Source organism: Paenibacillus motobuensis (genome assembly GCF_039521865.1).
Classification (GTDB): Bacteria; Bacillota; Bacilli; order Paenibacillales; family Paenibacillaceae; genus Fontibacillus; species Fontibacillus motobuensis.
This window is the reverse complement of record NZ_BAAACX010000015.1, coordinates 319534-332766: the sequence shown is the minus strand read 5'-3', so window position 1 is coordinate 332766 and position 13233 is coordinate 319534. Positions and strand designations below refer to the sequence as shown.

The 13233-nt window shown below is 48.9% G+C and carries 10 protein-coding genes; 4 read left to right on the top strand and 6 right to left on the bottom strand.

What is annotated here, in order from left to right; translation table 11 throughout:
• Positions 1–16: 16 nt before the first annotated feature.
• The gene (locus ABD014_RS17420; protein WP_285860447.1) at positions 17–883 is read right to left on the bottom strand and encodes a prenyltransferase; all 867 of its coding nucleotides are present in this window, start codon (positions 881–883) and stop codon (positions 17–19) included.
• Positions 884–1365: 482 nt separating this feature from the next.
• On the opposite strand from ABD014_RS17420, the gene ABD014_RS17415 reads away from it, so the two are divergent.
• The gene (locus ABD014_RS17415; RefSeq protein WP_127003551.1) at positions 1366–1869 is read left to right on the top strand and encodes a hypothetical protein; all 504 of its coding nucleotides are present in this window, start codon (positions 1366–1368) and stop codon (positions 1867–1869) included.
• 63 nt (positions 1870–1932) lie between these two features.
• Here the strand turns inward: ABD014_RS17415 and ABD014_RS17410 are convergent, their stop codons facing one another.
• Entirely contained in the window at positions 1933–2880 is a 948-nt protein-coding gene (locus ABD014_RS17410) for a 1,4-dihydroxy-2-naphthoate polyprenyltransferase (protein WP_343863115.1), read from the bottom strand.
• 223 nt (positions 2881–3103) lie between these two features.
• Between ABD014_RS17410 and ABD014_RS17405 the strand changes: the two genes are divergently transcribed.
• From ABD014_RS17405 to ABD014_RS17395, 3 genes are all read left to right on the top strand, one after another.
• Positions 3104–5806, top strand: coding sequence for an EAL domain-containing protein (locus ABD014_RS17405; protein ID WP_343863114.1), 2703 nt, complete (start codon positions 3104–3106; stop codon positions 5804–5806).
• Between the two features lie 123 nt (positions 5807–5929).
• A complete protein-coding gene (locus tag ABD014_RS17400; RefSeq protein ID WP_343863113.1) occupies positions 5930–6940 on the top strand; it encodes an LCP family protein in 1011 nt (336 codons plus the stop codon).
• Between the two features lie 3 nt (positions 6941–6943).
• Entirely contained in the window at positions 6944–8311 is a 1368-nt protein-coding gene (locus ABD014_RS17395) for a right-handed parallel beta-helix repeat-containing protein (protein WP_343863112.1), read from the top strand.
• A 12-nt stretch (positions 8312–8323) separates the two neighbouring features.
• On the opposite strand, the gene ABD014_RS17390 is transcribed toward ABD014_RS17395, so the two are convergent.
• Genes ABD014_RS17390 through ABD014_RS17375 form a run of 4 tightly spaced genes read right to left on the bottom strand, consistent with a single transcriptional unit; the run spans position 8324 to position 13189 of the window.
• Complete coding sequence (locus tag ABD014_RS17390; protein WP_343863111.1) at positions 8324–9742, bottom strand: sugar transferase; 1419 nt, start codon at positions 9740–9742, stop codon at positions 8324–8326.
• 3 nt (positions 9743–9745) lie between these two features.
• Positions 9746–10864, bottom strand: coding sequence for a glycosyltransferase (locus ABD014_RS17385; protein WP_343863110.1), 1119 nt, complete (start codon positions 10862–10864; stop codon positions 9746–9748).
• Positions 10830–12107, bottom strand: coding sequence for an O-antigen ligase family protein (locus ABD014_RS17380; RefSeq protein ID WP_343863109.1), 1278 nt, complete (start codon positions 12105–12107; stop codon positions 10830–10832). The genes ABD014_RS17385 and ABD014_RS17380 overlap by 35 nt, the downstream gene beginning before the upstream one ends.
• On the bottom strand, positions 12104–13189 hold the full coding sequence (locus ABD014_RS17375) for a glycosyltransferase family 4 protein (protein WP_343863108.1): 1086 nt from the start codon (positions 13187–13189) through the stop codon (positions 12104–12106). The genes ABD014_RS17380 and ABD014_RS17375 overlap by 4 nt, the downstream gene beginning before the upstream one ends.
• Positions 13190–13233 lie beyond the last annotated feature (44 nt).

The following is a 13233-nucleotide window of genomic DNA, read 5'->3' as shown; positions in this document are numbered from 1 at the left end:
CTCTTTCTCTTAGAAATTATTGAATAATACCTTGGATCAACAATGTTACGATCATAATCAGGCCACAGCGGACCGATGCCTTCTGTGAAGCCCCCATTAACGGCAAATATGCCGTAGAAGGATTATGCTCCTTCAATCTGCCATATACTCGATATAACGGAATCGCCGTTATTAGCCCAATCAAGGAATAGAACGGCAGGATTCGTAGTACTACACAGAGTACCAGTGAAGCATAAGCAAGCAGCAGTAACATTTTGGAGAAGGCCAAGGCCCGTTTCTCTCCCCATACGACGACCAATGTATTTTTGCCGGCCTGCTTGTCCGCTTGCCAGTGTAGGAAATGGTGATTAAACAAGAGCAGTGTCGTCAGAATCCCGATCGGTAGCGACAACAGGGCTGAGCGAAAGCTCAAATCGCCTGTCTGCACGTAATATGATCCCATAATAGGCAGAACGCCAAAAGAGAGCAGGATTGCCAGTTCACTAAGGCCTTTACCCCTGTATCCAAACTGGATAGGAGGCGCCACATAGTAATACGCGATCAGTCCTCCCAGTGCCGAGAAGACGAGAATAGGCCAGCCGCTGAATATACTAAGCACGACGCCGCAGAGTACAGCCAAGCCGAGCAATGACCAGGTGATGATGGCAAAGGTTCTCTCAGACATTGTACCGTTATCCAGATAACCCGAATTGGTCGAGATCACCTCTGGAGTGTTATTGGCTGCCGTATCTGCACCACTGCGGTAATCCCATAGATCATTGATCATATTCGAGAACAAATGCGCCGCACCTGCACCGATTAATGTAATTATAAAAAGCACCGGATGAAATATGCCCTTCCACACGTAGGCCCCAAGTGCTCCGAGGAATACAGGAACCAGCATGACGGGAATGACTTTGAACCGTGAAGCCTTTTTGAATCTTGTCCATACGCTAACCAGCTACTCCACGCTCCTTTCATAGTTGTGAATGTGATATTTATCACTTTTAATTATACACCTTTTCATGGAGAGGGATAGTGGAAAAATAGTTCACCTAGCAACTGGACTAAAGTCTAGATTTTTTCTTCCCCCGAGACCGAAGTGAGGCATGGACTTTTATGGTACGATACTACCAGATAATATTTGAAGTGTGTGTTCAAAAAGTGCGGTTTTCAGCACCGAGAAGGTTGAATGAAGCTAGGGTCTGAGGAGCGGAGCGTACGTTTTGGGTACGTGAGCACCTAAGATGTTTCCGCAGGAAACATGACTTCGTAAGCATCTGCTTGACCCGGCTGAATTCAAGATTCGACGCCGAGTTCACTCCCTGATTCACTTCGTGATCAAAAGCGGACTTTTTGAACTACCTCTTGAAAGGACGGAAATAAATGAATAAGAAATCATGGTTTGGCCCGGTGCTCATTCTACTCGGCTTGTACCTGCTCTTCTTCCGCAGAGAAGCGATTAGTGCTGGCACCCTGTTCGGGCAATTCTGGCCGACGATGTTCGTGTTGCCCCTCGGTCTATTCTTCCACTGGATGTACTTCTCTGTAACCAGCCGCAGAGCAATCGGACTATTAATCCCTGGCGGCATTTTGTTCACCGTAGGACTTGTCTGCCAAATCTCCACCCTGTTCGATAGCTGGCAGTATTTATGGCCAGGCTTCATCCTGGCTCCTGCAGTCGGACTGTTCGAATTCTACTGGTTCGGCAACCGTAACAAGTACCTGCTCATCCCGATTAACATTCTGGCCGGTCTCTCCTTGCTGTTCTTCGCTGTATTCTCGCTCGGAGCGCTGTACAATCGTATGATCTTCGGACAACCTGTGTTAGCCATTGCCCTCGTGGTCATCGGCGCCGGAATTATGATTGCACCAAAAAAGCGGATCTAAACGATCCGCTTTTTTATTTCAGCTATGTGTTCAAATAGACCTGTTTTCAGCTTGAATACCCCTTTATAGGGATATAAGGATGGCTGCAATAAGGATGATTATCCTCGCTCCATTCATCATCATGAAGTTCTTGACCGCGAGTCCAAACGTATCCTTCTTCGTCTGAAGCTTGGTGAAACGTCTAATATTTTTATTGATGGGAATCAAGGTTACTAAAGTCAGCAGACAGAGCAGCGGGTTAACCCCCAGGAAGATCAGGACGATCAGATCGATGAAGGCCGCGTAATACATCAGTCTGAACAGCATTAAAGCATTCGCTCTGCCAATATAGACTGGAAGTGTATATCTCTTGTTCTCAATATCCTCTTCGATATCACAGATGTTGTTGGCCAGCATAATGTTCGCTATACCGAGAATCGCCGGAACCGATACGAGGAAGAGAAGCACGACCTCCAAAAGATGCACCTGAAGTACAGCCACTCCCCCCTCCAGCGTCAGAGAGGCCAATCGATCCCCGGCCTGAATATAAGCAGATATGAACATAATGACAAAGCCCATGAACAAACCCGAGAAGATCTCCCCCAGCGGCATTCTTGAAATTGGGATCGGCCCGAACGAATAGAGAATCCCTACCGCGAAGGAAAGTCCGCCCAGCAGCAGGATTAGCAGATCTGTCTGTAACACTAAAGCGAGACCTGCGCTTACCGCAATTAGCAGCAATATACCAATCAGCAATACGACCCGAGCTGGCTTCATATGATGGCTCACGATCGGATTATGGATCTCATAGCCATAGCCATGCTTCCGGGCTGCTTTTTTATAGTCGTAAAAATTGTTCAAGGCCGTTGTGGCCATGTCGAAGCTGAGCAATGAGAACAGCATGAACAAAAAATGCTCTAGCTTGAATTCCTGAAAACGAAATATCGCATATACCGTTCCGAACAGGAAGGGTATCATACTCGCCGTCTTCGTCTTGATCTCTACTAGCTGCAAAAATTTCTTAATCGCCATACTTAGTGTCATTCCCTCTATTCTAAATATCCATAACAATTCATAATAATTACACACTTTTCGACATGAATCCAGTTTTCCATCCATACTTTTTTCTATTTTTTCCGAGTAATTTGATGATGATGGAGGATAATTCTGTAAACATGTAGAAATTAAATGAGGTGTGTTTGATACACTAATCTCCTATATTTCCAATAATTCTCTGTTCCATGGGGGGCACTAAATGATGCAAAGGAGATCACGAAACCTGCTGCTCGCCGTGGCTTATCTGGCCGGCCTAGCGCTCGCCTTCTATTGCGAGTCGCATGAGCTGCACCTTATTTTCAGCATCTCATTGTCGTTCACAAACGTCATCCTGCTGCTATTGCTTCGTTGCTATGGCAATATATATGGTCTTGCTGCGGCCATTCTTGTCTATGGCGTGTCCATATTCATGTGGGGCAGACCTTATATTGTACTGCTGTCTCTGCTTGAGATCATCGCTATCGGCCTTTCACTAAAGTGGAGCAAGAGAGACCGGATGCTGCGCACGGATGCATTGTTCTGGATGGTGATCGGGATCCCAGCTGTTTTCCTGGTTTATTGGACGATGTACCACACCGTCTCCATGGAGCTATGGCTGCTGATCACGATTTCTGCAACCAACGGGCTGTTCAATGTGATGTTCGCCGACATCATATGGAAATACTTGCCCAAGCGCTGGCTTAAGCCGGGAATTTCATTCCGGATCGAGCCGTTATTTTTCAGTAAAGTGTTGTTCCATATCATCATTGTATCTATTGCACTGCCGTTTCTCATCTTTATCTTAAATAACAGCTGGAGCAGCTATGCTTCAGTATCGCAGTATTCTTACAAGCTGGCAACCAGTGTAGCTAGCTCGATTTCCAAAGAATTATCCGCCTTGGAGCAAATGAAAAGCGAGCCGCTGTCCACAGAGGATTACCGAATTTATATTCAGGAGCTTACTCAGCAGCCAGTGTCGGACGGATATTATCAGATCGCCATCATCGACCATAACAACTCCATCATCGCTTCCAGTCATACTCCGATTCCATCAGAAGGCTCCCATCACTACGATATCGATCCACCTCACACATCAAGCAAACATGAGTTCTATATGAACGTTCCTGCCTATGAAACCCGGATCTTCCCGATTCAAGGGTGGAACGAAGCATCTTATGTGTATAAAATACCGCTGGAGATTCAGTCCTCAGAAGCACTGCAATTATTCGTTTATGTTCCGATGACGCATGACCAGGAACTGATCTATAAACAATTTCTAATTCAGTTTCTGAGCCTGCTGCTGTTCGTCATCTGCGGCTCAACGATCGGCCAATGGCTGAACCATCGCCTGCTGCGCGGATTGACACAGCTCGCTACCCTGACGACAGATCTGCCCGACAAGCTGTATACCGTCCAGAAGATCAAGTGGCCGGAGAGCTCGATCTACGAGATCCGCTCACTGATCCACAACTTCAAATATATGTCCGGCAATTTGATTCATATGTTCCAGAACTCCCTTAAGAATACTAGACTGTTGGAGGAACAGACGACCCGACTCATGAAATCAGAGAAGAAGCTGCATCATTTGGCGTACTATGATGAATTGACTGGACTGCCTAATCGTCTTCACTTCCAGGAATACATCAAGACGCTGGGGCTCGATAAACCGATCGACGACACCTCGGAGGATTCGCCCGCCTTTGCTATTATGTTCGCCGACTTGAACCGTTTCAAACAGGTCAACGACACGCTCGGACATGCCATTGGTAATGAACTGCTGCATGACATAGCCCAGCGCTTCTCCCGAATTATTTCGGAGCAATGTAAGGTGTTCCGACTTAGTGGAGATGAGTTCTTGTTCATTCTTCATTACGAGCATATTTCCGATGTTCAGCAAATCGCCCAGACCATCTGCGATATATGCGAGGAACCGTTCGAAATTAATGGACGGGCGCTCTATATGTCAGTCAGCGTCGGCATCAGCGTATACCCTTACGATGGAGACGATATCGATGCCGTCATGCGCAACGCCGATATCGCAATGTATGTAGCCAAGGAGCAAGGCGACGGTCTATATCATTTCTACGATAGTCTGATTGAGAACCAGCGCGAGGAGAATATGCGGCTCGAGAATGAGCTGAAGGCTGCTCTTCTGGAAGGTCAATTCAAGCTTTATTACCAGCCTAAGATCGATGCCTCTTCAGGCGAAGTAATCGGAGCGGAAGCCTTGATTCGTTGGCTCCATCCGGAATACGGCATGGTGTCTCCGGCCAAGTTCATCCCGCTCGCGGAGAATTCCGGGGTCATACTTGATATCGACGAATGGGTGCTACAGGAAGCCTGCCGACAGAACAAGATCTGGCAGCTGGAAGGAATGCCTCGCTTCCCGGTCGCCGTCAATATTTCCGCCCGGCATTTCTACCAGAGCAACTTGATTCCAACAATTACCCGGATTCTCCATGAGACCGGCTTGGAGCCACAGTACCTCTTGCTTGAAATTACCGAGGGGACGCTGATTAGAAATGTAGAGTATGGCGTGCGGATGATGGAGGATCTGAAGCAGATGGGGATCCATATTTCTATGGACGATTTCGGAACCGGTTATTCCTCGCTCAGTCAGTTGGACCGCCTGCCGATCAGCGAGATGAAGCTGGATCGCTCCTTCATTCAAGGCATTACCGAAGACAGCCGGAAATCCTCGATCGTACGTGCTGTTATTGAACTCGGGCATCATATGGATCTGCGGGTTGTTGCCGAAGGAATCGAATCGCCGGATGAGCTTAAATATTTGACCGATCTGGAATGCGATCAATTTCAGGGTTATCTGTTCAGCAAGCCTCTGCCAGAGTTGGAGTTCTCCCGATTCGTGCTGCGGTGGGATGGAAGCTCGATGCCAGCAGATGGACCAGCCTCTGCAGGATAATAGTTTACGGATAGGGCTGCCATCAGTTACAATCCAGATTAGATAAGCATCTCATGTGCCATGCAACCCATGCCGTTATGCTCGGCATCTTATTATTCGGCCAAGGGAGGCTTATTTAGCGGCATGAAATTAGGAAGTTGGAAAGTCAAGAAGATGTATATTTATTTAAGCGCAGCCTTGCTTCTACTCATAGGAGCAGGCCTCTATACGTATTGGAAGTTCGAGCCCTCTGCCCACTTCCGCAATGCCGCTATTCCAGTACTGGCTGTACCAGAGCAGGAGGCGGCCGCCCCAACAACACAGAACGAGACAGGGCAGACGGACCCTTCACCTCAGAATCCTACCCCAACTGATTCCAAACAGACCAGCTTCAATATTCTCATTCTCGGAACCGATGCCAGAGACAATGAAGCATCACGAACCGATGTCATCATGCTCGCTCACGTGAATTCTGATAAGAACACGATTAGCCTAATCTCCATTCCCCGCGATACCCAGGTGAACATTCCCGGGGTCGGCTACACCAAGATTAACCACGCCCATATCCTCGGAGAGATGAACGGCGATACCCATACCGGTACAATTGCTTCGATTCAGGCCGTCAGTAATCTCTTCTCCTGTTCGATTAACTACTATATCAAGACTGACTTTGAAGGCTTTGAACATTTCATTGATACGATCGGCGGACTTGATATCAATCTCGATAAACCCGTTAAGTTGACGTATGGCCATAAGACCTTCCCTGCAGGGGATAATCACCTCAGTGGTGCTGAAGCGCTGGATCTCGTACGTGAGCGCAAATCGCTACCGGGAGGCGATTCCGGCAGACAGGCCAATCAAGCGATGGTGTTGAAGGAAATTGTTCGCACGGTCATCAGACCTCAGAACATTACCAAGCTTCCTTCCCTGATCAGCCAGGTTAGGGAGGATATTCTCGATACAAACTTAAGCGACAGCGATATCATCAGCCTGGCCTGGATGGCCAAAGACATGAAGGAAGACGACTTCCAGTATGTACAGCTGCCCGGGCATAGCGCTAGAGCCATGGATCCGATCGTCAAATCGAATCTGTACTATTGGATTCCCGATATGGAGGAATGGGCTGAATCTTCACAGCACTTATTGGAGGATTAAAAAATGAAAGGACATGAAATGCGAAATTCTAAATCTTTTATCGTATTGTTGATCATCATGACCTTCTGTTATCTCATTCCCGCATCGGGAAGCGCTCTAGCCGCGGAGCAGACAGCCCTATTTACGATTAACGTAAAAGATGCAGGGGCCAAGGGGGATGGAATCGCTAATGATACCGAAGCCTTCTTAGTCGCGTTGGAGACCGTGGCAAACAAGCCTGGGGGAGGCAAGGTCCTCGTTCCCGAAGGAACATACCTTATTGATTTGGATGAGCCTCTCCGTGTAGAGAGCCATGTCCAAGTGATTGGCAAGGGCAAGCCAGTACTGAAATTTACCAGGTTCTCCTCCTCCGCTTCTTTTGGTTATGAAGCCTTCTGGGTCACTGGACAGCATATCCGCATCGATGGGATCCATATTGATGGGAATCACAAATTAATAAGAGGAATTGGCGTCCACACCGGCTCGAAGGATGTGACGATCACCAATTCCTCTATTAAGAACATTACCCAGTCGGATGATCCGAAGCTGCCGCAGTACAATGCCTTGATCTCTGGGATCCTGATCTATGGCAATACCGAACGTATTACAATAAAACAGTCGACGATCACCGGTATCTCCGCGATTCACAGCGATCCGATCGCCCGGGGGATTTTAGTGTGGAGCGAACCTGGACAGCCTTTTGCCCGTAACGTGAACATTATTAATAACATCTTCTCCTACATTACTCCCCGTGAAGATGCAGACGCTATCTACTTCGACAAGACTCCCGCGGGAGCCAGCCGGTCAGACTCGTTGATCCAAGGAAATCGTATTCACCATGTAGCCAAGAGAGGCATCAAGATTGCAGCCCCCGGCGTTACGGTCAAGGACAATCACATCACGAATTCCTATGACGGAGATAATCCATACCGCTTCTTCCCGGTTCAGGACCCAATTCCGCAGGACATGTTCGCTGCTATATCCGTGTATGCCAGTCATGTGCAGGTCACGAACAATACGGTCGATGGCGTAGGCAGCTACTACTCAGCAATCGAAGCAGACATGGGGAGCTTGACGGACATCGTAATTGAAAATAATAAAATATCCAATGGTGCAAACACCGATCTTACTGACACCAATGGCATACGCTTGGGGAGCATCCGCAATTTCAAAATTGCCAATAATACCATCTCCAACATGCGCTCAGGAATCTTCTCACCGATCAGTCAGAGCCAGAGCGGCATTATATCGAATAATACGATCACTAATGTGGAATACGGCATTTTGTTCCTCGCTCCTACGATGTCCTATACCGAATCAAAGGTACAGGTCAAAGATAATAAGATCAAGGCCAATCAGGACCGTATTCTCTCACTCGCTAATCTGGATTAATCAGAACCAACCTTATTCCCCCACTGCAGCAATCTCAAGCTCGGCGTCCTGCAGATACTGCGCCACATCCAGGGGCGCCGAAGCTTCCGGGGTCTCCAATCCCTTAGACTGATCCCGGCGTAGAACCACTCCAATCGTCTGAACCAGGATCTTCAAGTCCAGGATCGGTGAATAATTCTTGATATACATCATGTCATACCGCAGTTTATCCGATGGTGTCGTCGTGTAATTGGCCATGACCTGGGCCAGACCGGTAAGTCCTGGCTTCACCATTAAACGGTACGTATAATGAGGCAATTCTAGCTTGAACTGCTCCACGAAGTAGGCCCGTTCCGGCCTGGGACCCACTAGGCTCATTTCACCACGCAGCACATTAATCAATTGCGGAAGCTCATCAAGCCGAGTCGCGCGAATGAATTGTCCGAAGCGGGTAATTCTTGCGTCTCCAGCCCCGGCCAGAACCGGCCCTGTATGCTGCTCCGCATTATCGACCATGCTGCGGAACTTAAATACACGGAACTCCCGGCCATGCAGACCGACCCGCTCTTGCATGAACAGCGCCTTGCCCTGCGACGTCATCGGGATGATCACCCACATCAGCAGCATGATCGGTGAGGCTATCAATAACAGCAGCGAAGAAATCACGAGATCGATGCAGCGCTTGGCGAACCGCTCCCAGATTGTCAGCTCGGGCGGCATCATCGAATAGACCATCAGATCGTCAATCTGCTGCATCTCGGCTTTCATTAAATATAGCTCATAGAAATCAGGAATCAGCAGAACCTCGATGTTGCGCTGGCCTGCGGCCTGAATCAGCTCTGTCTTTACTTGATCCGGAATATCTGGTCCAAACATCAGCACGTCGATCTCCTCCCAGAAGGAAGAGTTCAGTTCCCTCTCTCCATTGCCTACAATGAACACCCGCTGGATACGGAACCATATCTGCCCCCCGGTTATCACCTTACGAAGCGTATGGATGGACGACGGATCGGCATTAACAACGAGCAGCACCCGCTTCTTGCCGAAGCCGCGAATCTGAACGAAGAACAACAGCAGCCTCAGGCTGAATGTCAGCACGAGCTGAATAAGAAAAGCGATCACGACGACGCTTCGTGGCAGACTGAAGGTTCTAACCCAATAGTTCAATACAATCAGCTCAACGACGAAGACCACATGGGCAACGATCAAATTGAACAGCCATTTGGTCGGCTTCTGCCTACCGGCAAAATCATATAGATTGAAGAAATAATATGTAATGGCGGTGAACAAGCCTAACCAAGGAGCATAGTGGAAGAAGGACTGCCATTGCTCCTGCGGAACATTTCCCTGAAATTTCAGATTATAGGCCAGCAAATAGCTGACATAAATAAATAAGCAATCCAAAATCAACACGACGACCTTCGAGCCGCTTAACCGAATCAACTTAATCACGGTTCATACCCCCGGCGATAAACCCTTTTGTTCATATATACTGGTCCACTGCGTAACAATAACCTCTATATCAAAACGTTCCTTCACATATTTCCGCGACCGTTCCCCCATCTCCTCAAGCTCGGCTAAGGACGACGACATCAATGTAAGCATACGTTCGCTTAACTGACGGCTGTCCCCAGATGGAGCCAGCAAGCCTGTGATGCCATCTTGCACCGCTTCCCGATTGCCGCCTACATCCGTCACAACCATTGGAAGACCGCTAGCGGATGCCTCCAGTAGCACCATAGGGAAGCCCTCCCATTTCGAGGACATCACATAGGCATCGGCAAAATTCATCAAAGCGGGGATATCTCTGCGTATCCCGAGAAACTTCACATTCCGTTCGATCCCCAGTTCACTGCTATACTGCTCAAGCGCCGACCGCTCCGGTCCCGTCCCAGCTATAAGCAGTACGCTATCGGGGTGCCTTGCAAGTACGGCCGTGAAGGCATCCAGCATATTCGGATAATCCTTCTCTGGAACAAGCCGCCCGACCGCCAACCATACGAACTGGCCAGGTTCAATCCCCAGCTCCTTGTTCAATGACTCACTAGCTTGTTCCTGACCGAAGCTGTCCAGTGTGATACCGTTCGGAACGAACCTGATCTTGTGTGCAGGAACAACCTTGCGCGCCACATACTGTCTGACTGCCTCTTCACTCACATTTGTTGTCAGCTCACAGAGCGGATCCGTAATACGATAGAGCCACTCGCGAGCTCTCCCCCCTTCATTGACATTATGGGCGGTGCAGATTAGTACCGGCATCGATACGAATAGACGAGTCACCCTCGCCAATATGTTGGCATGAACCAGATGACTGTGCACGATATCCGGCCGAAATTCCTGTACAATCCGCCGCAATCGGAATACTGCCCGCGGGTCGGGTATCCCCTTCGTCATGCCAAGCGTACGAACTTCTACACCAAGTTCACCAAGCTCATCCAGGTAGGCTTCCGGCTTAATCATGCTGACGATCATAGGCTGGTGGCCCCTATTCAGGAATCCCCTGCAGAGCTGAACCACCTGATTCTCCGCCCCGGCATAATTAAGACCGGTGAGTATGAACATAATTTTGAGCATGATCCTGACTGACCTCCTTATCTTTGCCCGGGGCAAGTGCACAAGCCAGCAGAGCGAATAGCAGATATTCGAAGTTAAAGCCCATATCTCCGCTAAGCAGCGCCGTTCCCAGTGTCTGCAGTAGCAATACAGCCAGAGCAAGCGAATGGCGGGCTGACACTAGTGAGAAGACATACGCCAGAAACCAGAGGCCAAACCCGATGATTCCCAGCTCGGAGGCGATCTCCAGCACCACGTTATGAGGGAAATCGCGAGCCAGCGGAGGGGTCACGCTCCCTATACCGGCACCCATAAAGGGATGGGCGCTCCATTGATCCATCGCCTTGGACTGTAAATCAAGCCGTCCGATATAATTGGCGTCGCCCACCAGCTGACTACGATCAAAAAATATAGTAAATCTGCTTGTACTCACCAAGGTCTGAAGCTCATCTGCATAATGAGCCGCCACTAGACCGCCGATACATAGCACAAATAGCGTTCCGGTAATATATCTGCGTAAATATCGAAGTTCGCCGCGCTTATATTTTCCGTATAAGATGTAGGCAACAGCCAAGCCGTTAGCGATCACAAATGCAGCAATCGGGCCACGGGATTGTGTAGCAAATGCCGATACGCCCGCTGCAGCGATTGTAACGATCCGAATTGGCCACGGAATCCTCCTGCCCCATATACAGACGGTTATCGTGATCAGCGACATGCGGGCATTAAAGATCGGATTGCTGTTCGGCAGCGACAACCGACCCGGATACATCTCCGAGTATTCTCCAAACAGGAGATGAACAAGCGCAAAAGCGAGGCCGAATAGCGCCAGCACGGTCCAGGAGAACCTGCGATATTTCTTGTAGATGATATAGGCGTACAGCCCAGGAATGACGGCATGGACGGCAAGAATAACCAGCTTGTTGAGCCCCGCCGAGCCTGGTACGGTCCAGACCAGACTAGCCAACCCATAGAAGAACCAGATCCCCCATAACCACACGCCTTGGTCCTTAAGCAGCACATGAGCCTCTCTCTCCCGACTGAACCAGGCAATGACCGCAGGTACGAAGGGAATAGCTAGCAGCAAGAATAGAGCATTACCGGGGAACACCTGCTTATAGAAATACCCGAACATATCAAAATAAAGACAGAATCCGATCACATAAGCAGCATCGATCTTCAGCTTAAAATACAGGATGCATTGCAGCAGGAAGAGGAAGATTATCGCAGCCAGCACTAACAGCAATGCTATATGCAGACTCATCTTGGGCCGTCCTTCTTCGCAATCCGCTCCATATAGTCCACCCTTTCCGCTTCTTTCGCTGCTGTGTCCAGATGCTTGATCAAGCTTCGGTCTACCCTGTTTCCACGCCATTTCTCAATAAAACCTTCGATTCGTTCCTGATCCAGGCTTGTGCTATCCGGCACATTCTTCAACTCAAGAATGAAAGGAACTGGTTCCGGGAAATCCGTATCCTTATAGCCAATAATGACGGGCAGCCCATATGCCAGATATTCTCTTACTTTAAGCGGAGAGGCTTCAGCCATTCGTTTGCGATATAAGGCCAATGTTCCGATAGCAACATCTGCCTCGTTCATCAGCGGCTCATATTCATCCCGCACCAAATTGCCATGGAAGATCATATTAGAGGGTGCAGGACCTTCCAAGTGAGAAGCATAGATCCCCACCAGATCAAACCGCCAATCCGGATGAGCCTGCGCGAGCCGGGCAATCTCATCAACCCCATGCCAGGATTGGCCATGGGTTCCTATGAAGATAATCCTCGTATCCTCTCTCTTCTCTGGCGGAGACGAAGCTACACCGAACAGGTCGAACCCGTTGCCGATAATTACCTTATCCCGGACGTACTTCTGGAAATGCACTTCCTCAGCCAGCTCAGCACTTACGAACACATATCCTGACGTTGCCTTAAGTACGGCGGCCCGGGTCAGACGATGGTACAAATATCTGAATTTGCCTCCACTCTGCATCTCTGTCAGATCATTCGTGTTCACTTCTATAACAGAAGGTATACGTCTCAACAAAGACGGCAGTCCGGGATAATATAGATCGAACCGATGATATACGACATCCGGCTCCCACCGCTTAACCTCGGTAATTAACCGACGGAAGTCTGATAATCGTCCGAATCCTCCCCGATAACGCTGTACATGTAGAGGAATATTATGGAATTCCAAATTCCAGTCTTGTTCCCAGTGATGTGTATATAGAAACAGGCTTACATCATGCCCGAGCCTGGACCAGGCCGTAACCTGGCCTAGCACCTTCTTGAACACACCACTGCCTGGTCCTTCATTCCAATGAATCAGATAGGCGATCTTCATCCTGTCTCCTTCTTACGATTGATTTCATCTACACCATAGGCGTA

Excerpts from the sequence above, each read along its gene's own strand:
- ABD014_RS17420 (WP_285860447.1), bottom strand. The coding sequence starts at position 883 with ATGCTGGTTCCTGTATTCCTCGGAGCACTTGGGGCCTACGTGTGGAAG.
- ABD014_RS17380 (WP_343863109.1), bottom strand. The coding sequence starts at position 12,107 with ATGAGTCTGCATATAGCATTGCTGTTAGTGCTGGCTGCGATAATCTTC.
- ABD014_RS17395 (WP_343863112.1), top strand. The coding sequence starts at position 6,944 with ATGAAAGGACATGAAATGCGAAATTCTAAATCTTTTATCGTATTGTTG.
- ABD014_RS17375 (WP_343863108.1), bottom strand. The coding sequence starts at position 13,189 with ATGAAGATCGCCTATCTGATTCATTGGAATGAAGGACCAGGCAGTGGT.
- ABD014_RS17410 (WP_343863115.1), bottom strand. The coding sequence starts at position 2,880 with ATGGCGATTAAGAAATTTTTGCAGCTAGTAGAGATCAAGACGAAGACG.
- ABD014_RS17385 (WP_343863110.1), bottom strand. The coding sequence starts at position 10,864 with ATGCTCAAAATTATGTTCATACTCACCGGTCTTAATTATGCCGGGGCG.
- ABD014_RS17400 (WP_343863113.1), top strand. The coding sequence starts at position 5,930 with ATGAAATTAGGAAGTTGGAAAGTCAAGAAGATGTATATTTATTTAAGC.
- ABD014_RS17405 (WP_343863114.1), top strand. The coding sequence starts at position 3,104 with ATGATGCAAAGGAGATCACGAAACCTGCTGCTCGCCGTGGCTTATCTG.
- ABD014_RS17415 (WP_127003551.1), top strand. The coding sequence starts at position 1,366 with ATGAATAAGAAATCATGGTTTGGCCCGGTGCTCATTCTACTCGGCTTG.